26 protein-coding genes are annotated in these 22,591 nt (G+C 61.7%); 15 read left to right on the forward strand and 11 right to left on the reverse strand.

Annotated features, from left to right (window positions below; all coding sequences use genetic code 11):
- The 4 genes from JQF37_RS30350 to JQF37_RS30365 all read left to right on the forward strand — a co-directional run.
- The coding region (locus tag JQF37_RS30350; RefSeq protein WP_204149914.1) for a hypothetical protein at positions 1-192 on the forward strand (192 nt) is incomplete at its 5' end.
- 173 nt (positions 193-365) lie between these two features.
- A complete protein-coding gene (glyA, locus tag JQF37_RS30355) occupies positions 366-1,622 on the forward strand; it encodes a serine hydroxymethyltransferase (RefSeq protein ID WP_130211222.1) in 1,257 nt (418 codons plus the stop codon).
- A 143-nt stretch (positions 1,623-1,765) separates the two neighbouring features.
- A complete protein-coding gene (gene lipA, locus JQF37_RS30360; RefSeq protein WP_130211221.1) occupies positions 1,766-2,719 on the forward strand; it encodes a lipoyl synthase in 954 nt (317 codons plus the stop codon).
- Between the two features lie 133 nt (positions 2,720-2,852).
- Positions 2,853-4,190 (forward strand): M15 family metallopeptidase, encoded by a 1,338-nt coding sequence (locus JQF37_RS30365; protein ID WP_239142544.1) that lies wholly within the window; start codon positions 2,853-2,855, stop codon positions 4,188-4,190.
- A gap of 131 nt (positions 4,191-4,321) precedes the next feature.
- On the opposite strand, the gene JQF37_RS30370 is transcribed toward JQF37_RS30365, so the two are convergent.
- Positions 4,322-4,855, reverse strand: a complete 534-nt coding sequence (locus tag JQF37_RS30370) for a cysteine hydrolase family protein (RefSeq protein WP_130211219.1) — start codon at positions 4,853-4,855, stop codon at positions 4,322-4,324.
- 67 nt (positions 4,856-4,922) lie between these two features.
- Positions 4,923-6,650, reverse strand: a complete 1,728-nt coding sequence (gene ggt / locus JQF37_RS30375) for a gamma-glutamyltransferase (protein ID WP_130211218.1) — start codon at positions 6,648-6,650, stop codon at positions 4,923-4,925.
- A gap of 136 nt (positions 6,651-6,786) precedes the next feature.
- On the opposite strand from ggt, the gene JQF37_RS30380 reads away from it, so the two are divergent.
- Positions 6,787-7,305, forward strand: a complete 519-nt coding sequence (locus JQF37_RS30380) for a methylated-DNA--[protein]-cysteine S-methyltransferase (protein WP_130211217.1) — start codon at positions 6,787-6,789, stop codon at positions 7,303-7,305.
- 137 nt (positions 7,306-7,442) lie between these two features.
- On the opposite strand, the gene JQF37_RS30385 is transcribed toward JQF37_RS30380, so the two are convergent.
- Positions 7,443-8,033, reverse strand: coding sequence for an NUDIX domain-containing protein (locus JQF37_RS30385; protein ID WP_130211216.1), 591 nt, complete (start codon positions 8,031-8,033; stop codon positions 7,443-7,445).
- Between the two features lie 63 nt (positions 8,034-8,096).
- On the reverse strand, positions 8,097-8,534 hold the full coding sequence (locus JQF37_RS30390) for a hemerythrin domain-containing protein (protein ID WP_103405076.1): 438 nt from the start codon (positions 8,532-8,534) through the stop codon (positions 8,097-8,099).
- Between the two features lie 144 nt (positions 8,535-8,678).
- Between JQF37_RS30390 and JQF37_RS30395 the strand changes: the two genes are divergently transcribed.
- The gene (locus JQF37_RS30395; protein ID WP_130211215.1) at positions 8,679-9,104 is read left to right on the forward strand and encodes a GNAT family N-acetyltransferase; all 426 of its coding nucleotides are present in this window, start codon (positions 8,679-8,681) and stop codon (positions 9,102-9,104) included.
- Between the two features lie 74 nt (positions 9,105-9,178).
- On the opposite strand, the gene JQF37_RS30400 is transcribed toward JQF37_RS30395, so the two are convergent.
- Complete coding sequence (locus JQF37_RS30400; RefSeq protein WP_090468442.1) at positions 9,179-9,529, reverse strand: hypothetical protein; 351 nt, start codon at positions 9,527-9,529, stop codon at positions 9,179-9,181.
- Between the two features lie 148 nt (positions 9,530-9,677).
- Between JQF37_RS30400 and JQF37_RS30405 the strand changes: the two genes are divergently transcribed.
- The 9 genes from JQF37_RS30405 to JQF37_RS30445 all read left to right on the forward strand — a co-directional run bounded on the left by JQF37_RS30405 (position 9,678) and on the right by JQF37_RS30445 (position 14,684).
- On the forward strand, positions 9,678-9,944 hold the full coding sequence (locus tag JQF37_RS30405; protein ID WP_047527719.1) for a hypothetical protein: 267 nt from the start codon (positions 9,678-9,680) through the stop codon (positions 9,942-9,944).
- Positions 9,945-9,946: 2 nt separating this feature from the next.
- Positions 9,947-10,276 carry a DUF6388 family protein gene (locus tag JQF37_RS30410; RefSeq protein ID WP_130211214.1) on the forward strand — a complete coding sequence of 110 codons (330 nt, stop codon included), beginning with the start codon at positions 9,947-9,949 and terminating at the stop codon, positions 10,274-10,276.
- A 26-nt stretch (positions 10,277-10,302) separates the two neighbouring features.
- On the forward strand, positions 10,303-11,007 hold the full coding sequence (locus tag JQF37_RS30415; RefSeq protein ID WP_130211213.1) for a YoaK family protein: 705 nt from the start codon (positions 10,303-10,305) through the stop codon (positions 11,005-11,007).
- 200 nt (positions 11,008-11,207) lie between these two features.
- Positions 11,208-11,600, forward strand: a complete 393-nt coding sequence (gene tusD / locus JQF37_RS30420) for a sulfurtransferase complex subunit TusD (protein WP_130211212.1) — start codon at positions 11,208-11,210, stop codon at positions 11,598-11,600.
- A 1-nt stretch (position 11,601) separates the two neighbouring features.
- Positions 11,602-11,964, forward strand: a complete 363-nt coding sequence (tusC, locus tag JQF37_RS30425) for a sulfurtransferase complex subunit TusC (RefSeq protein ID WP_130211211.1) — start codon at positions 11,602-11,604, stop codon at positions 11,962-11,964.
- Complete coding sequence (tusB, locus tag JQF37_RS30430; protein ID WP_130211210.1) at positions 11,964-12,257, forward strand: sulfurtransferase complex subunit TusB; 294 nt, start codon at positions 11,964-11,966, stop codon at positions 12,255-12,257. Before tusC ends, tusB begins: the two co-directional genes overlap by 1 nt.
- Positions 12,254-12,589, forward strand: a complete 336-nt coding sequence (locus JQF37_RS30435; protein WP_130211209.1) for a TusE/DsrC/DsvC family sulfur relay protein — start codon at positions 12,254-12,256, stop codon at positions 12,587-12,589. The genes tusB and JQF37_RS30435 overlap by 4 nt, the downstream gene beginning before the upstream one ends.
- A complete protein-coding gene (locus tag JQF37_RS30440) occupies positions 12,586-13,587 on the forward strand; it encodes a glycosyl transferase family protein (RefSeq protein ID WP_103405070.1) in 1,002 nt (333 codons plus the stop codon). The genes JQF37_RS30435 and JQF37_RS30440 overlap by 4 nt, the downstream gene beginning before the upstream one ends.
- An 89-nt stretch (positions 13,588-13,676) precedes the next feature.
- A complete protein-coding gene (locus JQF37_RS30445; RefSeq protein WP_130211208.1) occupies positions 13,677-14,684 on the forward strand; it encodes a glutathione S-transferase family protein in 1,008 nt (335 codons plus the stop codon).
- Positions 14,685-14,805: 121 nt separating this feature from the next.
- Here the strand turns inward: JQF37_RS30445 and cysG are convergent, their stop codons facing one another.
- The 6 genes from cysG to JQF37_RS30475 all read right to left on the reverse strand — a co-directional run bounded on the left by cysG (position 14,806) and on the right by JQF37_RS30475 (position 22,443).
- Complete coding sequence (cysG, locus tag JQF37_RS30450; RefSeq protein WP_130211207.1) at positions 14,806-16,200, reverse strand: siroheme synthase CysG; 1,395 nt, start codon at positions 16,198-16,200, stop codon at positions 14,806-14,808.
- Positions 16,201-17,481 carry a serine--tRNA ligase gene (gene serS, locus JQF37_RS30455; protein ID WP_130211206.1) on the reverse strand — a complete coding sequence of 427 codons (1,281 nt, stop codon included), beginning with the start codon at positions 17,479-17,481 and terminating at the stop codon, positions 16,201-16,203. It abuts the gene before it with no gap.
- A 15-nt stretch (positions 17,482-17,496) separates the two neighbouring features.
- Positions 17,497-17,871, reverse strand: a complete 375-nt coding sequence (gene crcB, locus JQF37_RS30460; protein ID WP_130211205.1) for a fluoride efflux transporter CrcB — start codon at positions 17,869-17,871, stop codon at positions 17,497-17,499.
- Positions 17,871-19,193: a replication-associated recombination protein A gene (locus JQF37_RS30465; RefSeq protein ID WP_047527705.1), complete on the reverse strand. Its 1,323-nt coding sequence runs from the start codon at positions 19,191-19,193 to the stop codon at positions 17,871-17,873. Before JQF37_RS30465 ends, crcB begins: the two co-directional genes overlap by 1 nt.
- Positions 19,194-19,344: 151 nt before the next feature.
- Positions 19,345-19,965, reverse strand: a complete 621-nt coding sequence (gene lolA / locus JQF37_RS30470) for an outer membrane lipoprotein chaperone LolA (RefSeq protein ID WP_047527704.1) — start codon at positions 19,963-19,965, stop codon at positions 19,345-19,347.
- 66 nt (positions 19,966-20,031) lie between these two features.
- The gene (locus tag JQF37_RS30475; RefSeq protein ID WP_130211204.1) at positions 20,032-22,443 is read right to left on the reverse strand and encodes a DNA translocase FtsK; all 2,412 of its coding nucleotides are present in this window, start codon (positions 22,441-22,443) and stop codon (positions 20,032-20,034) included.
- Positions 22,444-22,591: the final 148 nt, after the last annotated feature.

The following is a 22,591-nucleotide window of genomic DNA, read 5'->3' on the forward strand; positions in this document are numbered from 1 at the left end:
CTGAAAAACGCCCCGCACACCGCGGCGGAGCTGGTCGGTGAGTGGTCGCATCCGTATAGCCGGGAGCAGGCGGTTTACCCGTTGGAAACCTTGATCGACGCCAAGTACTGGCCGCCCGTAGGCCGGGTCGACAACGTCTTCGGCGACCGCAACCTGATCTGCGCCTGCCCGTCGATGGCCGAGTACGCCTGACCACACATCACCCTCCTGTAGGAGCAGCCGGTCGACGCTCGACTGCTCGCGATGGACTCCAGAGCGCCGCTGGGCAACTGGTTCCCTGTGTCATCGTTAACGACCATCGCGAGCAGGCTCGCTCCTACAGAAGAGCAGTGACCCCCATTCAAGAACCACCAGAGGACTTCACCATGTTCAGCAAACACGACCAGATCAAAGGCTACGACGACGAACTGCTGGCGGCGATGAACGCCGAGGATGCGCGGCAGGAACACCACATCGAATTGATCGCCTCGGAAAACTACACCAGCCAGCGGGTGATGGAAGCGCAAGGCAGCGGCCTGACCAACAAGTACGCCGAAGGTTATCCGGGCAAGCGTTACTACGGCGGCTGCGAGCACGTCGACGTGGTCGAGCAACTGGCGATCGATCGCGCCAGACAACTCTTCGGCGCCGATTACGCCAACGTCCAGCCACACTCCGGCAGCCAGGCCAACGCCGCGGTTTATCTGGCCTTGCTACAGCCCGGCGACACCGTGCTGGGTATGAGCCTGGCCCACGGCGGCCACCTGACCCACGGTGCCAAGGTCAGTTTTTCCGGCAAGCTGTACAACGCCGTGCAGTACGGCATCGACACCGCCACCGGCCTGATCGATTACGACGAAGTCGAGCGTCTGGCCGTCGAGCACCAGCCGAAGATGATCATTGCCGGGTTCTCCGCCTACTCCAAGACCCTGGACTTCCCGCGTTTCCGTGAGATCGCCGACAAGGTGGGTGCCTACCTGTTCGTCGACATGGCCCACGTCGCCGGGCTGGTGGCGACCGGTCTGTACCCGAACCCGATCCCGTTTGCCGACGTGGTGACCACCACCACCCACAAGACCCTGCGCGGGCCCCGTGGCGGGCTGATTCTGGCCAGGGCCAATGCGGAACTGGAGAAGAAACTCAACGCCGCCGTGTTCCCCGGCGGTCAGGGCGGCCCGTTGATGCACGTAATCGCCGCCAAGGCCGTGTGCTTCAAGGAAGCGCTGGAGCCAGCTTTCAAGACCTATCAAGCGCAAGTGATCCGCAACGCCCAGGCGATGGCCAAGGTGTTCATCGAGCGCGGCTATGACGTGGTGTCCGGTGGGACTGACAACCACCTGTTCCTGGTCAGCCTGATCCGCCAGGGCCTGACCGGTAAAGATGCAGACGCCGCCCTCGGTCGCGCCGGCATCACCGTGAACAAGAACGCCGTGCCCAACGATCCGCAATCGCCGTTCGTGACGTCCGGCCTGCGCATTGGCACCCCGGCTATAACCAGCCGTGGTTTCAAGGAGGCCCAGAGCATTGAGCTGGCGGGCTGGATCTGCGACATCCTCGACCACCTCGGCGATGCCGATGTAGAAGCCCATGTGGCGCGGCAGGCGGCGGCGATGTGCAGCGATTTCCCGGTCTATCGCGACTGATTGCTCACCACAAAACCCTGCAGGAGCGAGCCTGCTCGCGATGGACGTGAAGCGGATGCGTTTTCGTCAGGAAGCCCGCGTTATCGTTAGCGACCATCGCGAGCAGGCTCGCTCCTACAATTCTGCCTGCACAAGGAAAGAATATGAGCGTTGAAGTCGGCACCAAGTTGCGCGGCGCGGATAAAGTCGCGCGGATTCCGGTCAAGATCATCCCGACCGATGAGTTTGCGCGTAAACCGGACTGGATACGTGTACGCATGCCGATCTCTCCCGAGGTCGAGCGCATCAAGCAATTGCTGCGCAAACACAAGCTGCACAGTGTCTGTGAAGAAGCCTCGTGCCCGAACCTGGGCGAGTGTTTTTCCGGCGGCACCGCGACCTTCATGATCATGGGCGACATCTGCACCCGCCGTTGCCCGTTCTGCGACGTGGGCCACGGTCGGCCGAAACCGCTGGACGTCGATGAACCGACCAACCTCGCCGTGGCCATCGCCGAGTTGCGCCTCAAGTACGTGGTGATCACTTCGGTGGACCGCGATGACCTGCGCGACGGCGGCGCCCAGCACTTTGTCGATTGCTTGCGGGAGATCCGCAAACAGTCGCCGGGCATACAACTGGAAGCCCTGGTGCCGGACTATCGCGGGCGCATGGACGTGGCCCTGGCGATCACCGCCAGCGAGCCGCCCGATGTCTTCAACCACAACCTGGAGACCGTCCCGCGCCTGTACAAGGCCGCGCGACCGGGTTCGGATTTCGAGTGGTCGCTGGACCTGCTGCAGAACTTCAAGCACCAGGTGCCGAACGTACCGACCAAGTCCGGGCTGATGCTGGGCCTGGGCGAAACCGACGCGGAAGTCATCGAGGTCATGCAGCGCATGCGTGAGCACGATATCGACATGCTCACCCTCGGCCAGTACCTGCAACCCTCGCGCAGCCACCTGCCGGTGCAGCGCTTCGTCCACCCGGACACCTTCGCCTGGTTCGCCGAGGAAGGCGCGCGGATGGGCTTCAAGAACGTCGCCTCCGGGCCGCTGGTGCGTTCGTCCTATCATGCCGATCAACAACTGCATGGAGGTGCGGCGGGATTCACGCCATGATGGGCTGACTTGCCATGCATTTCGGAGGCCCGGCCCGATGCCCTTTGCAGTTCGAACATTGCTCCTGTCACTGAGCCTCACCTTGCCCTGCCTCGTCGGTGCCGGCGAGGCGGCCAAAACCAGGCCCGAACACATGGTGTACTTGCGCACGATCGATCCGGGCATCGCGCAGGATATCCGCTACGCCAGCGCCCACAACTTCACCGGGCACCCGCTCGACGGTTATGCGGCGCCGGAATGCCTGCTGTCGGTCAACGCCGCCAAGGCCCTGTCCCGGGTGCAAGCGGCTTTGCGCGCCGAAGGCTACGGTTTGAAGGTCTTCGACTGCTATCGACCCAGCCGCGCGGTCGCCGACATGGGGCGCTTCGCCACCGAGCCGGGCGACCCACGCAAGGCCGAGTTCTACCCACGGGTGGACAAGCAGGACTTCTGGCGCCTGGGCTATGTGGCCCGGGTGTCCAATCACTCCAAAGGCAGCACCGTCGATCTGACCATGACCGGCCCGGACGCCCTGCCCGCCGACACCTGGACGCCCACCGCCACCGCCGTCGATTGCACGGCCCCGTACGACCAGCGCTGGCACGACGGCGCCGTGGACATGGGCACCGGTTTCGACTGCTTCGATGAGCGCGCGCACACCGACTCAACGCAGATCAGTGCCACGGCCAAGGCCAATCGCCAGCGACTCACCCGCGCTATGGAGAAAGAAGGCTTCAGCGGCTACTCGGCCGAGTGGTGGCACTTCACCTACAGCGGTGATGCGACGCTGAAAGACGTCATGGATTTCCCCATTACGCCGCTGGCGCTGGAGGACGTTATCAAGACCAGCAATCAACTGATTGTGGTCACCAGCCATAACTGGACCGACACCCACGCGACCGCGCAGCGTTATGAACGACAGGGCAACAGCTTTGGCAAATACCAGGCCGCGTTTGATGTGGTGCTGGGCAAGAACGGATTGGCCTGGGGCAAGGGCCTGGGCCCCGTTGACCAGCGCGACGGGCCCATCAAACAGGAAGGCGATGGAAAAGCGCCGGCCGGGATATTCAAACTGGGGACGGCGTTTGGCTACGACACGACGGCTGAAACCCGGCTGCCTTACCTCGCGCTGACCTCCACCATTGAATGCGTGGATGACAGCCACTCCCAACGCTACAACCAGATCGTCGATGGCGCGAAGACAACGAAGGACTGGAGCAGCTCCGAACACATGCGCAGCATGGATGAGCTGTATCGAAAAGGCATCGTCATCGAACACAACATGCCGGCCGCCCCGGCAGCGGGTTCGTGCATTTTCTTGCACATCTGGCGCAGCCCTGCCTCGCCGACGCAGGGCTGTACGGCCATGGATCAAGCCGACATCGCTCGGCTGTTCAGTTGGCTGGACACAAGCCAGGCACCCCTGCTGATTCAAATGCCCGAGGAACAATACGAGCAATTACGCGCCCGCTTGAACCTCCCCGGACGTTGAAACGGGGACCGGTCCAGGCGTTTGAACGCTGCTCGGTCGAGAGGGCCAGGGCCGAGATGTCGTGGCGCGCTTAAGAGGTGTCCGGAATTATTAGGCCAGTCAAGCTCGCTCCCACAGGGAATGTGGTGGTTTCAGGGTCGGATATCGTTGGCCGGGACGACGTCGATCCGGGCGACGGCACTGGTCAGGTGCGCCAGATCCTTATTGTGCTCGGCGATGATGTCTTCAGCGGCCATATTGCCGTTGTCGACAGTGGAGTGGGCGTCGGCCGCGAGCACGACGTCGTAACCCAGTTTCAGTGCCTGGCGCACGGTGGCGTTGACGCAATAATCGGTTTGCAGACCACAGATGATCAGGCGGCTGACGTCCAGCTCCTGCAACTGGTCATGCAAGTGGGTGTGGTAGAACGAATCCGGGGTGGTCTTGCGTACGCGCAGGTCCTGAGGCGCGGTTTGCAACCCTTCGGCAAGTTGCCAGCCTTCGGCGTTGTGCGCCAGGGGGCTGTCCTTTTCTTCATGCTGGATCAGCACCACGGGCAGCCCTTTATGTCGGGCTTTAGCGCTGAGGCCATTGATGCTGTCGATGACGCGCTTGATCTGGAAGCACTCATACTCGCCGGAGCACAAGGCCTGCTGGACGTCGATGATTAACAGTGCGGTAGTCATGGTTCCTTCCTTGAGAAGTCAGTGGAACAGGGACGAACATAAGTCCGTCCCCGTCCAAGCACAAGGCTCAATAACCCAGCGACAACCCGGTGTTACGCCGTGGATCGTTGGCGCCGTAGAAGCGGTTCTTGCCCACCGGTTTGCCGTCCAGGGACGGTGCGCCGACGAGAATCGCCGCCAGGTGGTTGGCGTCCTGAGGCCCGGCAAACTTGTGGCCCCAGCTTTCGAGGATCTTCACCGTGTCCGGGCTGGTGGTGAAGGCTTCGAGGTTGGTTTCCTCCGGCAGCCATTGCTGGTGGAAACGTGGTGCATCGACCGCTTCCTGGATGTTCATGCCGTAGTCGATGACGTTGAGCATGGTCAGCAGGGTTGCGGTGATGATGCGACTGCCGCCGGGAGTGCCGGCCACCATCACCACTTTGCCGTCCTTGGTGACGATGGTCGGGCTCATGGATGACAGCGGCGCCTTGCCGGGGGCGATGGCGTTGGCTTCACCCTGGACCAGGCCATACATGTTCGGCACGCCGATCTTCGAGGTGAAGTCGTCCATTTCGTCGTTGAGAATGACCCCGGTTTTACTGGCCATGACCCCGGCACCGAACCAGTCGTTGAGGGTGTAGGTCACCGACACTGCGTTGCCCCATTTGTCGACGATGGAGTAATGGGTGGTGTTGTTGCCTTCATGGGGCGCGACCCCAGGCTTGAGCTCGCGGGACACACCGGCCTTTTGCGGATTGATGGCTTCGCGCAGTTTGGTCGCGTAGTTCTTGTCCAGCAGGTGGGCGATCGGGTTCTTCACGAAGTCCGGGTCGCCGAGGTAGCTGTTGCGGTCCACGTACGCGTGGCGCATCGCTTCGATCTGATAGTGCATGCCCTGGGCCGAGTGATAGCCCAGATCCTTCATCGGGTAGCCTTCGAGGATGTTCATGATCTGGCAGATCACCACGCCACCGGAGCTCGGAGGCGGGGCCGAGACCACGTGGTAGCCACGGTAGTCGCACTCGATCGGCGCGAGTTCGCGGGTCTTGTATTTGTCCAGGTCGGCCTGGGTGATGATGCCCTTGTTGGCCTGGCTGGAGGTGACGATGGCGTCGGCGACCCAGCCCTTATAGAAGCCGTCGGCGCCCTTCTCGGAGATGGTCCGCAGGGTCTTGCCGAGGTCTTTCTGCACCAGCTTCTGTCCGACCTGCATCGGCTCGCCGTTGCTCAGGAAAATCGAACCGGAATCCTTGATGTCCTTCTTGAACACGTCGGTGGCGTAGTCCAGCAGATCGACGTCACCCTGTTCCAGCACAAAACCGTCTTCGGCCAGCTTGATTGCCGGGGCGATCACTTCCTTGCGTGGCTTGGTGCCGTATTTGCTCAGGGCCAGTTCCATCCCGGACACGGTGCCCGGCACGCCGACGGCCAGGTGGCCGCGAGTACTCAGGTCCGGAACAACGTTGCCCTCTTTGTCGAGGTACATGTCGGCGGTGGCGGCCAGCGGGGCTTTTTCGCGGAAATCGAGGAAGGTCTTGCGTCCGTCGGCCAGTTGAATGGTCATGAAACCGCCGCCGCCCAGGTTACCGGCGGCGGGATAGACCACCGCCAGCGCGTACCCCACCGCCACGGCGGCGTCGACGGCATTGCCGCCGCTCTTGAGCACATCCACGCCCACATGGCTGGCCAGATGCTGGGCCGTGACCACCATGCCGTTTTCGGCCGCGACGGGGGCTACGGAGGCTGCATGGGCCATCAGGCAGCTGAGTGCCAATGAGGTCGCTATCAGCGATTTGGCAAAAGGTTCGTACTTCATCAGTCGGTCTCTTCTTGTCATTGAACAGGGGAACGCTTCAGGAGCCGTAGGCAAGTATGGTCGCGATTGCGTATTGCGCCTCCCCGGCGAGGCAGTATCCTTAACGCCCGTTCAACCATTCGGCGTGGCCTTCGGCATGACCTACACCTGCAGCACCCTGGCGTCTCCGGTCGGCGAGTTGAAGCTGGTTGCGAACGGCTCGCGACTGGTGGCCATCCTCTGGGAGAACGACAAACCAGGCCGGGTGCGGCTCGGGCCGATGAGCGACGCGCCGGACAATCCGGTTCTGCTGCGCACGGCGCAACAACTGCGCGAATACTTCGCCGGCGGCCGCCATCATTTCGAGCTGGATCTGGAGTTTGTCGGCACCGAGTTCCAGAAAAAGGTCTGGGCAGCACTTTTGACCATTCCGTTCGGCGAAACCCGCAGCTACAGCCAGATCGCCGAGCAGATCGGCAACCCGAGTGCGGTCCGGGCGGTGGGTGCGGCGAATGGCAAGAACCCGATTTCGATTATCGCGCCGTGCCATCGGGTGATTGGTGCGTCGGGGAAGCTGACGGGGTTTGCCGGGGGGCTGGAGGCGAAGGCGTTGTTGCTGACGCTGGAAGGTGCTCAATGCTTCGGAGCGGGAACGACCGCAGACCTGTTCGGGTAAACACCGTTCTCTGTGGCGAGGGAGCTTGCTCCCGCTCCAGTGCGCAGCGCTGGCAAATATTCGCCAGGCCCCGAGATTTTTGGGGCCGCTTCGCAGCCCGACGCGAGCAAGCTCGCTCGCCACAGAAGGGTTAAGGCTTAAGCCGCGAAGATGTTTTTCATCGCCGCATACTGCAGCAGCATGATGGTCTTGGCATCGCAGATTTCCCCGCGATAAAACGCCTCGAGCGCTTCATCGAAAGCCCATTCCAGGACTTCAAGCTCTTCCGTCTCCTCCTCCAGCCCGCCGCCGTCACTGACCTTCGACGCCGCATCGTATTCGGCGATGAAAAAGTGCAGTTTTTCCGTCACCGAGCCCGGGCTCATATAGGCCTCGAACACTGGCTGCACATGGTGCACGCGGTAACCGGTCTCCTCCTCCGCTTCGGCACGAATGCGTTCTTGCGGCGCAGCACCTTCCAGCAGCCCTGCCGCCACTTCGATCAACAGACCATCGTGGCCGTTGACGAACACCGGCAAGCGAAACTGCCGGGTCAGGACCACGGTTTTCTTCTCGCGGTTGTACAAGAGGATCGCCGCGCCATTGCCACGGTCATAGACCTCGCGGGTCTGGCGCTGCCAATCACCATTGTTGCGTTGATAATCGAAGGTGATTTTCCGCAGCAGATACCAGTCGTGGGACAACACCTGAGACTCAAGAATATTGACCCGCTCGGCTGTGTTCGACATGACAACGCATCCTGTTCTTTCGAGATTGTGCATCTTAGGTGAAAACGCCCGGCGTTTGATCCTTCAAACAAGCTGAGCCTTGTATTCCTTCACATAGGCACCGGCCAGGGTCTCTTTCTGCTTATCGTCGAGCAACTTGCCGGCCATCTGGAAGAATTTCTGCTCTTCCTCTTCGAGGTGGTGATGGACCTTCTCGGACAGCTTCTTCGCGACTGCCAGCCAGGCCGGGCTGGACATCTCGGTCTCGTCCAGGGCTTCCATCATTTCATCCATCTCGTGGTGTTCGGCGATCGCATGGCGGCTGAGGTCGACGCCGTTGTCGAACTCCATCAACGGGATGTAGAAATGCCGCTCTTCAGCGGTTTCGTGGGCTTGCAGTTCGGACTTGAGCTGCTTGTAGGCTTCGACCCGTTCCGGGGTGTCGCCGCTGGTGCGAATCAGCGCTTTGGCATAGGTACGTTGGCGTTCGTGGCTTTCGCGCAAGGCTTCGAAAATATTCACGGAGTGTCCTCATGGGCGGCGTTCTGGATTGACGCTCTCTGAGGCTAGACATCTGCGCGCGGGCGACGGTTCCACGCGTGCCGGGGATGGATCAATCGCCGCGACCCAGATAGTCTGCGGCTTCACTGCCATAAGGACATAGCCATGACCCTGCGAATCGAGCTGTCGCCAAACCCCACGGAAGAAGAACGCCAGGCCATCCTGCTGCCACTGCGCGCCTATAACGCCTCGAAGGCCGAAGGTGCCGTGCCCGAGCACATTGCGTTGCTGGTGCGCGATGACAACGACGAAATCCTCGGTGGGCTCTACGCCCGTTTGTTCTACCAGTGGTTGTTCATCGACCTGTTGTCGGTGCCGGAGCAGGCGCGGGGACAGGGCATGGGAACCCGGCTGATGCAGATGGCCGAAGACCTGGCGCGGGAGAGGAAATGCATCGGGCTGTGGCTCGACACGTTCGAATTCCAGGCGCCGGAGTTCTACAGGAAATGCGGCTACAGCGAGATCGGGCACATTGCCGACTACCCGCCGGGGTATAAGCACTTCTTTTTCCAGAAGCGCCTGAACAACTGAATCAACACGCCTGGTGTAGGAGCGAGCCGGCTCGCGATGGACTCCGGCTCGCTCCTGCACGGGCGTGCATCACGTCACAGGCAGGTGGCCAACGCCGCCAACCGGCGCTTGGCGACAAAGTCATCATGCTGCGCGTAGTAGCTCAACACGGTGCCCGAGGCATCGGTGGTCACGTCGACGAACGACTCCGCCGAACGCGTGTAGACGGTCGTCCCGCCCTTCTCGCCCGGCTGCAGGTAAGCTGCGGCATCGACACCGAACACCGCTTCGTCCTGCCAGGAAAACTGCACGCACTGGGCGACGTCCCTGGCCGGCTTGTCCGAGTTGAGGGTTTTGTACGGAGGCTTGCTGCGGGCATCGCTCATCACCGAGCCCGCGCAACCGGCCAGCAACGTCACGGCCAGCGCTACCATCAGAATTCGCATTGCAGTCGCTCATCAGGAAAAAGCGGACTGTATCACCGTGGCACGGCGTTTCGTTCTGCTTTACTGCATTTATACCGCGACACCGCGCGACGATTCGCGCACCCTGTCGCGCCCTTCGCGTCCCATCGACCTCTATTGTGGAAGCCCAATGACACCCAACGCCGAGTTTTACAAACCCACCACTGAATACGCCGACAAGCTGATCAGTCAGATCGGTCAGACCCCCTCCTGGATCGCCAAGCGCATCGGCGTGACCGACAAGCGCATCCGTTACATCCTCGACGGCGAAAGAACCGTCAAGGGTGAAACCACGCCGATCCAGATGACCTACACCGAGCAGTTTGCCCTGGAGTGCCTGGCGGCAGCGGCCAAGGCCAGCAAGAAACAGGCTTCGCAATCCCTACCCAAGGAGTGACCATGGCGGCATCCGGGCAGCAACACGAACAGGCACTGAAGCGGTTTCTCGAAGAACGCCCCGAGTTGCGTGTCGAACTCGAGAACCTGAATCCATTGCTCGCTCAGGTAAAGGGCGAGACCCTCGCGCAGTATCGCGACGAGCGGTTACATGAGGCCTTCGAGGCCGAAGCCGAGCGCCTCGGTCTGTTTGCCTGGGAACTGACGCTGCTGTTGACCGCCGCCACACCCGAGGATTATCAGGCCCAGCGGCTGGACGTGCACAGGGAAGTCGCGGAAATGGCCGGGCTAGACTGGCAGGAGTATTGCGAGTTATATGGATTAACCCCATAACGTCTCGTTCAAGGATGCCGCTGCCGATGCTGCCTTCGTCTTCAAGTACCCACGCCAGTTCCAGACATTTGCACACTCAGAAATGGCGCGGGCGCATCGGCCTGACCCTGGTGGCGTTGCTCTCGGTGCTGGCCGGCATGACCGACGCCATCGGTTTCATGGCCAGCGGTGACTTCGTTTCGTTCATGAGCGGCAACACCACCCGGATGGCGGTCGCCATCAGCGCTGGCGATGCGGGATTGACCTTGCGCCTGGCGCTGCTTGTCGCCACCTTCATTGTCGGCAATGCGCTGGGCATCATCGTCAGCCGGCTGGGTGGGCGCCGGGCGCTGCCACTATTGCTGATCATCGCCGCGTTGCTATGTGCTGCCGCCGCCTGGCCTTTTGATTCACAGCTGCCAGCCCTGCTCGCGGCCATTATTGCCATGGGCATGCTCAACGCCGCCGTGGAAGAGGTCAATGGTCTGCCGGTGGGCCTGACGTATGTCACCGGCGCCCTGTCGCGCTTCGGACGCGGACTGGGTCGCTGGATGCTCGGTGAGCGCCGTAACGGCTGGCGTGTGCAACTGATTCCGTGGACCGGCATGTTCGCCGGTGCGGTACTGGGCGCCGTGCTCGAATATCATCTGGGGCTCAAGGCGCTGTACGCCAGCGGCCTGCTCGCTGCGGGACTGGGGTTTCTGTCGCTGAAGATCCCGCGGCGCTGGCAGTTGGGTTACATGCCGCGCTGAGTTTGGCGCCGTCTGTCTGGACGCTATCGCGAGCAGGCTCGCTCCCACATTAGTTTTGTGCCGGATTCCAATCTTATAGGCGACACCGCCCCCTTGTGGGAGCGAGCCTGCTCGCGATGAGGCCCGCTTAGGCAAGATCGATTTAGCCGCCCCACCGATAAAGCTTTATCATGGCCGCAGTTTCGCTGATCGAGTCCGTCATGAAGTTCGCCATCGCGCTGTTTTCCGCCGCCCATGCGCCCTCCTCGCGCCGTGCCCTGCTGTTCGCCCAGGCCGCGCTGACCGGCGGGCATGAAATTGTCCGGCTGTTTTTCTACCAGGACGGCGTGTACAACGCCTCCAGCAGCGTGGTCACGCCCCAGGACGAGCAGGACGTGCCCAAGCAATGGCGCACCTTTATTTCCGAGCACCGACTCGATGGGGTGGTGTGCATCGCCGCCGCCTTGCGCCGTGGAGTGTTGAACGAAGAAGAAGCCAGGCGCTATCAACGTGAAGCGGTCGCCGTCGAGGCACCATGGGAATTGTCCGGCCTCGGTCAGTTGCATGACGCGGTTCAAGATGCCGACCGCCTGATCTGTTTCGGAGGCGCTTGAGATGGCTAAATCCTTGCTGATCATCAGCCGCCAATCGCCTTGGTCCGGGCCGGGTGCGCGCGAAGCACTGGACATCGTGCTGGCCGGCGGTGCCTTCGACCTGCCCATCGGCCTGTTGTTTCTCGATGACGGCGTGTTCCAGCTCGCCGCCAGACAGGACGCAAAATCCCTGCAACAGAAAGACCTGAGCGCCAACCTGCAGGCCCTGCCGATGTTCGGTGTCGAGGAGCTGTTTTTCTGTGCCGACAGCGCCGCCGAACGTGGCCTGGACGCCAGTGCCCTGTCGCTGGAAGAAGCCCAGGTGCTGACTGCCAACGAAATCACTGCGCTCATTGACCGTTACGATCAGGTGATTACCCTCTGATGTCGACTTTGCATGTGTTGTCTCATTCCCCCTTCGGCGACTCGCGCCTGAGCAGTTGCCTGCGCGTGATCGGCGCCCACGACGCGCTGCTGCTGTCCGGCGACGCGGCCTATGCCTTGCAGCCGGGCACAGTGCCTTTCGCCACGCTTCAAACCCGTGGCCTGAAACTCTACGTGTTGGCCGAAGATGCCCAGGCCCGGGCCATCGACGTTCCAGACTGGGCCAGGACCATCGATTACCCGGCCTTCGTCGAGCTGTCGATCCAACACGACAAGGTCAACACGTGGCTATGAATTCCCTGACAGTCGGCGCCCGCACCATCGAGCTGGACAAGGACGGTTTTCTGGTCGAGTTGAGTGACTGGTCTGCCGAAGTCGCCAGCGCCCTGGCGGCGGCCGAAGACATCGAGTTGAGCCCCGAGCACTGGGAAGTTCTCGAACTGCTGCGCAGTTTCTACGCCGAATTCCAGTTGTCGCCGGCCACCCGTCCGCTGATCAAATACACCGCCTTGAAACTCGGCCCGACCAAAGGCAACAGCCTGCACCTGAACCGACTGTTCAAAGGCACCCCCGCCAAACTCGCCGCGAAACTGGCGGGCCTGCCCAAACCGACGAATTGCTTATGACCGACTACCCAGCGCTGACCCTCGAAACCCCCGCCGAACACCCGTTCGCCCAGTTCGTGCGGATTCTCGGCAAAGGCAAGCGCGGCGCCCGCGACCTGACCCGCGAGGAAGCCCGTGAAGCCATGGGCATGGTGCTCGACGACAAGGTCGAAGACACCCAGCTCGGCGCGTTCCTGATGCTGCTGCGGCACAAGGAAGAAAGCGCCGAGGAAATGGCTGGCTTCACCGAAGCCTTGCGTGAGCGCTTGCAGCCACCCTCACTGGCGGTGGATCTGGACTGGCCGACCTATGCCGGCAAGAAGCGTCATCTGCCGTGGTATTTGCTGGCGGCCAAATGCCTGGCGCAGAACGGCGTACGCATCTTCATGCACGGCGCCGGCGCCCACACGGCGGGTCGACTGTACAGCGAACAATTGCTGGGGGCTTTGCAGATCCCGCTGTGCCGCAACTGGCAGCAGGTCGGCGAGGCGCTCGACAACGGCGGCCTGGCGTTCATGCCGTTGGTGGACTGGGCGCCGCAGCTGCAACGCATGATCGACCTGCGCAACACCCTGGGCCTGCGCTCGCCAATCCATTCCCTGACGCGCATTCTCAATCCGCTGGGTGCGCGCTGCGGCCTGCAAAGCATTTTCCATCCCGGTTATCAGGCGGTGCACCGCGATGCCAGCGGCCTGCTCGGCGACACCGCGATTGTGATCAAGGGCGACGGTGGCGAAATCGAGATCAACCCGGACGCCGACAGCCACCTGTATGGCACCACGGGCGGCGAGAGCTGGGACGAGGAATGGCCACAGCTGTCGAGCCAGCGCCATGTCAAACCGGCCAGCCTCGACCCCGAGCACCTTAAAGCCGTCTGGCGCGGGGATGTGGTCGACAGCTATCCGCAGATGGCCCTGATTTCCACCATGGCCCTGGCGTTGCGCGGCCTCGGACAGAGCCGGGAGCAAGCGTTCGAAACCGCCCAGCGTTACTGGGATGCCCGGGACAAATCGATTTAATCGATCATAACTGCCCAACCTTTGCGCTTTTTGTTCGAACTCATGGGAATAGACTCCACTCCAACGATTATTGGTTGAGGAGTCTGAGCATGGGTTTGTTAGTCGAAGGCCGCTGGCAGGACAAGTGGTACGAAAGCAGCAAGGACGGCGCGTTTCAGCGCGAACAGGCGCAGCGCCGTCACTGGGTCACGGCCGACGGCCAGCCTGGCCCCACCGGTGTCGGCGGCTTTGCGGCCGAGGCCGGTCGTTATCACCTTTATGTCTCCCTGGCCTGTCCGTGGGCCCATCGCACGCTGATCCTGCGCAAACTCAAGGGCCTCGAAAAGCTGATCGACGTGTCGGTGGTCAGCTACTTGATGCTGGAAAACGGCTGGACCTTCGACAAGTCCCACGGCTCAACCGGCGACAAGCTCGATCACTTCGACTTCATGCACCAGCGCTACACCGCCGATACCGCCGACTACACCGGCCGCGTCACCGTGCCGGTACTGTGGGACAAGCAACAGCAGCGCATCGTCAGCAATGAATCGGCGGAAATCATCCGCATGTTCAATGGCGCGTTCGACGCATTGACCGGCAACGACCTGGACTTCTACCCGGCGCCACTGCGCAGCGAGATCGATGCGCTGAACGAGCGGATTTATCCGGCGGTCAACAACGGCGTGTACCGTGCCGGGTTTGCCACGTCGCAGCAGGCTTATGAAGAAGCGTTTGATGGATTGTTCGCCGAACTGGATCGGCTGGAGCAATTGCTGGGGGCCAACCGCTACCTGACCGGGGAATACCTGACCGAAGCGGATATCCGTCTATTCACCACAATCATTCGATTCGACGCGGTGTATTACGGGCACTTCAAGTGCAACCTGCGGCGGATTGCCGATTATCCGAACCTGTCGAACTGGCTACGGGAGATTTATCAGTGGCCAGGGATTGCCGAGACGGTGGACTTCACCCACATCAAAAATCACTACTACGGCAGCCACAAGACCATCAACCCGACCGGCATCGTACCCAAAGGCCCGGAACAGGACTTCAGCGCGCCCCATGATCGGGAGCGGTTGAGCGGCAAAGGGGTTTGGCGCAGGGCCGGAGTCTGATCTGAATTTTGCGGTGTTTTTCAGGCCGTAATCGCGAGCAGGCTCGCTCCCACATTTTGATTTGTGTCGTTCACAAATCCCCTGTGGGAGCGAGCCTGCTCGCGATTGAGGAACCCGGTTTTCAGACCTGCGCCTGAGCCCCTTCGAACCACGCCAGTTTCTCGCGCAGTTGCACCACCTCACCCACGATCACCAGCGTCGGCGCATGCACTTCATGCTCCGCCACCAGCCGTGGCAGATCGGCCAGGGTGCCGGTAAACACACGCTGGTTGACCGTGGTGCCCTGCTGGATCAATGCCGCCGGGGTATTGGCGTCGCGACCATGCTTGATCAACTGTTCGCAGATGATCGGCAGGCCCACCAGGCCCATGTAAAACACCAGGGTCTGCGCCGGTGCAACCAGATCGGCCCACGGCAGATCGGTGGAACCGTCCTTGAGATGCCCCGTGACAAAGCGCACCGACTGCGCGTAATCACGGTGAGTCAGGGGGATCCCGGCATACGCCGCGCAACCGCTGGCCGCCGTGATGCCTGGCACGACCTGGAACGGGATGCCTTGGGCCGCCAGTTCCTCGATCTCTTCACCGCCACGGCCGAAGATGAACGGATCACCGCCCTTCAACCGCACCACACGCTTGCCTTGCCTGGCCAGGTCCACCAGTTGCTGGTTGATCTGGTCCTGCGGAACGGCGTGATCGGCGCGACGCTTGCCGACATAAACCCGCTCGGCATCACGCCGACACAGTTCGAGAATCGCCGGCGCCACCAGGCGGTCGTACAGCACCACATCGGCTTGCTGCATCAGGCGCAGGGCCCGGAAGGTCAGCAAGTCGGGATCACCCGGCCCGGCGCCGACCAGATACACCTCACCGGTCGCCACGGGCGCTTCGCCGTCAATTTTCGCTTGCAGCAAACGCTCGGCGGCGGCGCCCTGCCCGGCCAGTTGGCGATCGGCAATCGGCCCCTGGAACACATCTTCCCAGAACGCCCGGCGCTGCTGCACATCCGGAAACAGGCCTTTGACCTGATTGCGGAAGCGTGCGGCCAGACCGGCCAGTTGACCGTAGGTGGAGGGAATCCAGGTTTCAATCCTGGCGCGGATCAAGCGTGCCAGGACCGGCGCATCGCCGCCGCTGGACACGGCAATCACCAGGGGTGAGCGGTCGACGATGGCCGGGAAGATCACGCTGCACAGGGCCGGCGCGTCCACCACATTGACCGGCACACAACGCCGATGGGCATCGGCGGAGACTTGCGCGTTCAGCGCTTCGTCATCGGTGGCGGCAATGATCAGCCCGCAACCGTCCAGGTCCGCCTCGACGTAACCACGCAGCACGCACTCGCCACCGCTGAGGGTGACCAGTTCGCTCAATTGGGTTTCGATTTCAGGTGCGACCACCCGCAGTAGCGCACCGGCATCGGCCAGCAGGCGGGATTTGCGCAAGGCAATCTCCCCCCCGCCGACGACCAACACACGACTGCCGCGAAGGTTATGGAACAGCGGCAGATAGTTCATTTAGCCGATGACCTCGAGGCCACCCATGTACGGTTTCAGCACGTCAGGCACACGGATCGAACCGTCGGCCTGCTGGTAGTTCTCCAGCACCGCCACCAGGGTACGGCCGACTGCCAGGCCGGAACCGTTCAGGGTGTGGACCAGTTCAGGCTTGCCGGTTTCCGGGTTGCGGAAGCGTGCTTGCATGCGACGGGCCTGGAAATCGCCGCAGTTGGAGCACGACGAAATTTCACGGTACTTGTCCTGGCTCGGGATCCACACTTCCAGGTCGTAGGTCTTGACTGCACTGAAGCCCATGTCGCCGGTGCACAGCGCCAGGGTGCGGTATGGCAGCTCCAGCAACTGCAGGACTTTCTCGGCGTTGGCGGTCAGGCCTTCCAGCGCTTCCATCGAGGTCGATGGCTCGACGATCTGCACCATCTCGACCTTGTCGAACTGGTGTTGGCGGATCATGCCGCGGGTGTCGCGACCCGACGCACCGGCTTCGCTGCGGAAGCATGGGGTGTGGGCGACGAACTTGATCGGCAGCAGTTTCGAGTCGACGATTTCACCGGCCACGATATTGGTCAGGGACACTTCGGCGGTCGGGATCAGGTACAGATCGGCCTCACCTTCGCGGGCGATCTTGAACAGGTCTTCTTCGAACTTCGGCAGTTGACCGGTACCTTGCAGCGCCGGGGCCTGGACCAGATAAGGCGTGTAGGCCTCTTCATAGCCATGCTCGGTGACGTGCAGGTTGATCATGAACTGCGCCAGGGCGCGGTGCAGGCGGGCAATCGGGCCGCGCAGCAAGGCGAAACGCGCACCAGACAGTTTGGCGGCGGTTTCGAAGTCCAGCCAGCCGAATTTCTCGCCCAGGGCCACGTGGTCCTGAACCGGGAAATCGAATGCGGTCGGCGTACCCCAGCGGCGCACTTCGACGTTGTCTTCTTCGTCCTTGCCGACCGGCACGGACTCGTGCGGCAGGTTTGGAATACCGAGCAGGATCGAATCCAGCTCGGTCTGGATCGCGTCCAGCTCGACCTTGCCGGCACTCAACTCGCCTGCCATGCGCTCGACGTCCGCCATCAACGGCGCGATGTCTTCGCCGCGCTGCTTGGCCTGACCGATGGATTTGGACCGCGCATTACGTTCAGCCTGCAGGGCTTCGGTGCGGGTCTGGACGGTCTTGCGCTGTTCTTCCAGCGCTTCGATGCGCGCGACATCCAGGGCAAAGCCACGGGATGCCAGGCGGTCCGCTACGTCCTGAAGGTTGCTACGTAACAGTTTGGAATCGAGCATGTCGGTCTCTCGTTATCAAAGTTTGGTCAAGGACAGGCCAGCCCAGGTGGCGAGCAGCCCGCCGAATACGCTGATGGCAGCATAGCCCAGGGCCAGCGGCACCTGCCCGCTTTCGAGCAGGCGCACCGTATCCAGTGAAAAGGATGAAAAAGTCGTCAGCCCTCCGAGGAAGCCGACGATCAACCCGGCGCGCACCTCGAATGGCACCTCCGGGCGTATCAAAAACAGACCGTATAGAAAGCCGATCAGCAAACAGCCCACGATATTAACGGCCAGCGTCGCGGTATAGAAGTGCCGCGGCCAATTAGCGTTGACCCAGTTACCGGTGGCGAAGCGCAACAGCGTGCCGGCGATCCCGCCGACGGAAACCGCGATGATCAAGGGAACCACTATTTTCTCCGCTGCCGGGGGCTTAAACGGTCGAGTTGCGCCAGGTGGTTGAGCTTCTCGCCAATCTTCAATTCCAGGCCGCGTGGTACGGGCTGATAGAAGGGTTGAGGTTCGAGCTCTTCCGGAAAGTAGTCTTCGCCGGCGGCGTAGGCATCCGGCTCATCGTGGGCATAACGGTATTCGTCGCCATAGCCCAGCTGTTTCATCAGTTTGGTCGGGGCATTGCGCAGGTGCAGCGGCACCTCCAGGGAACCATGCTCGGTGGCGCTGCGCATCGCGGCCTTGAAGCCCATGTACACCGCGTTGCTTTTCGGCGCGCAGGCCAGGTAGGTGATGGCCTGGGCCACCGCCAGTTCGCCTTCGGGACTGCCGAGGCGTTCCTGCACCTCCCACGCCGCCAGGCACAGGCTCAGTGCACGCGGGTCGGCATTGCCGATGTCTTCGCTGGCCATGCGCACCACGCGCCGGGCCAGGTACAGCGGATCGCAACCGCCGTCGATCATTCGTGCGAACCAGTACAACGCGCCATCGGGGTTGGAGCCGCGTACCGATTTATGCAACGCGGAAATCTGGTCGTAGAACGCTTCGCCGCCCTTGTCGAAACGCCGACGGGTATCGCCCAGCAGGCTTTGCAGCAGATCGACGCCGATCTCGCTGTTGTCTTCGGCAAGGTCCGAGGCGTTTTCCAGCAAATTGAGCAGGCGCCGGCCATCGCCATCGGCGGCCGACAACAGCATCTGGAAGCCTTCATCGCTCAAGGTCAGCTGGCGCTTGCCCAGACCACGCTCTTCGGTCAGCGCACGCTGTACCAGTTTGCGTAGCGCCGCTTCGTCGAGGCTCTTGAGCACGTAGACGCGGGCGCGGGAAAGCAAGGCGTTATTGAGTTCGAACGAGGGGTTTTCCGTGGTCGCGCCGATGAAAATCAGCGTGCCGTCTTCAACGTACGGCAGGAACGCGTCCTGCTGCGACTTGTTGAACCGATGCACCTCGTCGACGAAGAGGATGGTGCGCTTGCCGTATTGCCCGGCCTGTTGCTTGGCGATTTCCACGGCCTGGCGGATTTCCTTGACCCCGGCCAACACCGCCGACACCGTTTCGAAGTGCGCGTCCGAGACTTCCGCCAGCAGACGCGCCAGGGTGGTCTTGCCCACGCCCGGCGGCCCCCAGAAGATCATCGAATGCAGGGCCCCCTGCTCCAGGGCTTCGCGCAATGGCTTGCCGCGAGCGAGCACGTGTTCCTGACCGACGTACTCGTCCAGATTGGTCGCACGCAAACGGGCGGCCAATGGCTGGGCAATCGGGGCACTGCGAAACAGGTCCATCACTAATTAAGAAACCTCATTGGGTCTGATGCCGATTCTGTAGGAGCGAGCTCGCTCGCGATGGACTCAGGGGCACCGCTGGGTGTCAGGCCGCCAGCGTTATCGTTAACGCCCATCGCGAGCAGGCTCGCTCCTGCAAGGGTGTTGTGTCTTATTCCTGGATCACGTCCGCACCCTTGGGGATGTCGAACTTGAATTTCGAAGCCGGGATCGGCTCGTTGGCCTTCACGCCGGTGAACAGGATATTGGTCCGCTGACCGACGCTGTCAATCAGTTGCATGTCATTGACCAGGCCATTGCGGAACGACAGACGCAGGCTGTCGAACAGGGTGTCCTTGGTTTTCGGCTTCAAGGTGAAGTCGATCACGCCGCCGGCTTCCTTGGCGCTGATGTCGAAGCTCTGGCTGATCTTGGACACGTCACCGGACAACAGCAGCGCTGGGGTCTGGGTCAGGCGCTGGTCGAGATTCTTGATGGTGGCCTGTTCCAGATCGGGGTCCCACAGGGTCACTTTCTTGCCGTCGGAGACCATGGTCTGCTCGGCTGGCGCATTGGTGTGCCAGTAGAACAATCCCGGGCGTTGCAGGGACATTTCACCGGCCGTTTCCTGCAATTGGGTGCCTGTGCCATCGAGGGTCAACTGGGAGAAACGTGCGGTCAGGGTCTGGGATTTTTCCAGCAGTTGGGTCAGACGCGCCACGTCCTTTTCATCGGCGTGGGCCGAGAGCGTGGTCAAGGCCAGTACCGGCAGCAGCATGCGGATAAGACGCATGGGAGTCCTCATAACATTCGTGGGAGTACGGACGGCGCCTCGAGACGCCGCCCTTCAAAAATCAGATCAGTCGCGCACCGGGCCGGGGGCCAGGACTTCACGCGAGCCGTTGGTGTTCATGGACGTCACGACCCCGGCCATTTCCATGGCTTCGATCATGCGCGCAGCGCGGTTGTAGCCGATTTTCAGCTTGCGCTGAACCGCGGAAATGGACGCGCGACGGCTCTCCAGGACGAACTGCACCGCCTCGTCATACAGCGCGTCAGCTTCGGGATCATCGCCGTCGCCACCACCGCTGCTGCCTTCAAAGCCGCTACCGGCCTCTTCGACACCGTTGAGAATGTCGTCGTTGTACTCCGGCGCACCGCGCAGTTTCCACGCTTCGACCACCCGGTGAACCTCGTCATCGGAAACGAACGCACCGTGGACACGAATCGGCAGACTGGTGCCCGGCGGCATGTACAGCATGTCACCGTGGCCCAGCAGTTGTTCGGCGCCGCCCTGGTCGATGATGGTCCGGGAGTCGATCTTGCTCGATACCTGGAACGCCATGCGGGTCGGGATGTTGGCCTTGATCAGACCGGTGATCACGTCCACCGACGGACGCTGGGTCGCGAGGATCAAGTGAATACCGGCGGCACGCGCCTTCTGCGCGATACGGGCAATCAGTTCTTCAACCTTCTTGCCGACGATCATCATCATGTCGGCAAATTCGTCCACGACCACGACGATGGTCGGCAGCTTTTGCAGCAGCGGCGCTTCGTCGTGGATGCTTTCACGCTTGTACAGCGGATCGCTCAACGGCTCGCCGGCGTCCTGGGCTTCCTTGACCTTGGCGTTGAAGCCCGACAGGTTTCGCACGCCCATTTTCGCCATCAGCTTGTAGCGTCGCTCCATCTCGGCGACGCTCCAGCGCAGGGCGTTGGCGGCGTCCTTCATGTCGGTGACCACCGGGCAAAGCAGGTGCGGAATGCCCTCGTAGATCGACAGTTCCAGCATTTTCGGGTCGATCATGATCAGCTTGGCGTCTTCCGGGCCGGACTTGAACAGGATCGACAGGATCATCGCGTTCACGCCCACCGACTTACCGGAACCGGTGGTACCGGCTACCAGCAGGTGAGGCATTTTCGCCAGGTCGGTGATCACCGGCTTGCCGCCGATGTCATGGCCCAGGGCCAGGGTGACCGGCGATTTGAAATTGTCGTACTCGGGGGTCGAGAGCACTTCGGAGAAACGCACGATCTGGCGGTCTTCGTTGGGAATCTCGATACCGACCGTGGTCTTGCCGGGAATCACTTCCACGACCCGCACACTGGTCACGGCCAGGGAGCGCGCCAGGTCTTTGGCCAGGTTGGCGATACGGCTGACCTTGACCCCGGCCGCCGGCTGGATTTCGTAACGCGTGATCACCGGACCCGGATGGATCGAGTCCACGGTAACTTCGACGCCGAATTCCTTGAGTTTGATTTCCAGCAGGTGACCGACCGCCGCCAGGGACTCCGGTGAGTAGTTGAGCTGTTTCTTTTCCGCAGGGTCGAGAATCGAGATCGGTGGCAAGGTGCCTTCCACGGCGCTGTCGACGAACAGCGGCGCCTGTTTCTCTTTCTGTACGCGCTTGCTTGGCTCGGGCGCCTTGACCGGGGCCGGTGCGATCACCGGCGGTACCTGCTTCTCGCGCTCGGACATGTGCTTGCTCAGCGCCTGCTCACGCTCGATCAGGCGTTCCTTGACCTTGGCCTGCTCACGTTTGTCGGTGACAGTCGGCGCGACCACGTCATGCACGCGATCATCGACTTCACGCAACTGCGCGACCAGTTGCTTGCGCTCGGTACGGGCCGCCCACCAGCGATTGGCCGCGCCCTGGAACAGTTCGAACAGGTCGAGGGTGATCTTGCCGGTGACGTCCATCACCTTGAACCAGGACAGGTCGGTGAACACCGTCAGGCCAAACAGGAACAGCGCAATGAACAGCAGCGTTCCGCCCTGGATGTTCAGGGCGTTCTTTGCCAGATCGCCGAGGCTTTCCCCCAGCGCGCCGCCAGCACCGGCCGGCAACCCGGTCGCGGCATGGAAATGGATGTGCGCCAACGCAGCGCCGGACAGCACCAGAAACACCAGGCCGATCAGCCGCCAGGAAAACAGCCAGCCGCTCCACTGCCATGGCTCGTGGCGTTGACGGAATATCTGGTAGGTCTTGATCGCCAGCAGCAGCGGGAAGACGTAGGCGAAATAACCGAGCACCATGAACAGGATATCGGCGCTGTAGGAGCCCGCCGGCCCGCCGAAGTTCTGTACGTCGTCGATCTTGCTGTTGTGACTCCACCCCGGATCGTCCTTGCCATAGGTCAACAAGGCCATCATCAGGAACAGGCACAAGGCACCAATGGCGATCAATGCACCTTCCTTGAGTCGGTAGTGCAAATGCTGACGCCAGAGCGGAACGACGGCTGGTTTAGGTGCTGCGGTGGATTTCTTCAAAACGCTTCTTTTCCTGCGCCTATGGCGCGTCCATCTGTTGAATGACTATAAAAACTGCCAAAAAAACTGCCCAATCCAGGCAGGTAAAAAGTTAACGGGCGTAACAAGTACTACTTTTAACATTGCGCCTCGGTTTTTATAAACACGA

Origin of the sequence: Pseudomonas sp. MIL9, assembly GCF_016887925.1 — a bacterium.
Lineage (GTDB): Bacteria > Pseudomonadota > Gammaproteobacteria > Pseudomonadales > Pseudomonadaceae > Aquipseudomonas > Aquipseudomonas mohnii.

Excerpts from the sequence above, each read along its gene's own strand:
- glyA (WP_130211222.1), top strand. The coding sequence starts at position 366 with ATGTTCAGCAAACACGACCAGATCAAAGGCTACGACGACGAACTGCTG.
- lipA (WP_130211221.1), top strand. The coding sequence starts at position 1,766 with ATGAGCGTTGAAGTCGGCACCAAGTTGCGCGGCGCGGATAAAGTCGCG.
- JQF37_RS30365 (WP_239142544.1), top strand. The coding sequence starts at position 2,853 with ATGGTGTACTTGCGCACGATCGATCCGGGCATCGCGCAGGATATCCGC.
- JQF37_RS30370 (WP_130211219.1), bottom strand. The coding sequence starts at position 4,855 with ATGACTACCGCACTGTTAATCATCGACGTCCAGCAGGCCTTGTGCTCC.
- ggt (WP_130211218.1), bottom strand. The coding sequence starts at position 6,650 with ATGAAGTACGAACCTTTTGCCAAATCGCTGATAGCGACCTCATTGGCA.
- JQF37_RS30380 (WP_130211217.1), top strand. The coding sequence starts at position 6,787 with ATGACCTACACCTGCAGCACCCTGGCGTCTCCGGTCGGCGAGTTGAAG.
- JQF37_RS30385 (WP_130211216.1), bottom strand. The coding sequence starts at position 8,033 with ATGTCGAACACAGCCGAGCGGGTCAATATTCTTGAGTCTCAGGTGTTG.
- JQF37_RS30395 (WP_130211215.1), top strand. The coding sequence starts at position 8,679 with ATGACCCTGCGAATCGAGCTGTCGCCAAACCCCACGGAAGAAGAACGC.
- JQF37_RS30400 (WP_090468442.1), bottom strand. The coding sequence starts at position 9,529 with ATGCGAATTCTGATGGTAGCGCTGGCCGTGACGTTGCTGGCCGGTTGC.
- JQF37_RS30405 (WP_047527719.1), top strand. The coding sequence starts at position 9,678 with ATGACACCCAACGCCGAGTTTTACAAACCCACCACTGAATACGCCGAC.
- JQF37_RS30410 (WP_130211214.1), top strand. The coding sequence starts at position 9,947 with ATGGCGGCATCCGGGCAGCAACACGAACAGGCACTGAAGCGGTTTCTC.
- JQF37_RS30415 (WP_130211213.1), top strand. The coding sequence starts at position 10,303 with ATGCTGCCTTCGTCTTCAAGTACCCACGCCAGTTCCAGACATTTGCAC.
- tusD (WP_130211212.1), top strand. The coding sequence starts at position 11,208 with ATGAAGTTCGCCATCGCGCTGTTTTCCGCCGCCCATGCGCCCTCCTCG.
- tusC (WP_130211211.1), top strand. The coding sequence starts at position 11,602 with ATGGCTAAATCCTTGCTGATCATCAGCCGCCAATCGCCTTGGTCCGGG.
- tusB (WP_130211210.1), top strand. The coding sequence starts at position 11,964 with ATGTCGACTTTGCATGTGTTGTCTCATTCCCCCTTCGGCGACTCGCGC.
- JQF37_RS30435 (WP_130211209.1), top strand. The coding sequence starts at position 12,254 with ATGAATTCCCTGACAGTCGGCGCCCGCACCATCGAGCTGGACAAGGAC.
- JQF37_RS30440 (WP_103405070.1), top strand. The coding sequence starts at position 12,586 with ATGACCGACTACCCAGCGCTGACCCTCGAAACCCCCGCCGAACACCCG.
- JQF37_RS30445 (WP_130211208.1), top strand. The coding sequence starts at position 13,677 with ATGGGTTTGTTAGTCGAAGGCCGCTGGCAGGACAAGTGGTACGAAAGC.
- cysG (WP_130211207.1), bottom strand. The coding sequence starts at position 16,200 with ATGAACTATCTGCCGCTGTTCCATAACCTTCGCGGCAGTCGTGTGTTG.
- serS (WP_130211206.1), bottom strand. The coding sequence starts at position 17,481 with ATGCTCGATTCCAAACTGTTACGTAGCAACCTTCAGGACGTAGCGGAC.
- JQF37_RS30465 (WP_047527705.1), bottom strand. The coding sequence starts at position 19,193 with ATGGACCTGTTTCGCAGTGCCCCGATTGCCCAGCCATTGGCCGCCCGT.
- lolA (WP_047527704.1), bottom strand. The coding sequence starts at position 19,965 with ATGCGTCTTATCCGCATGCTGCTGCCGGTACTGGCCTTGACCACGCTC.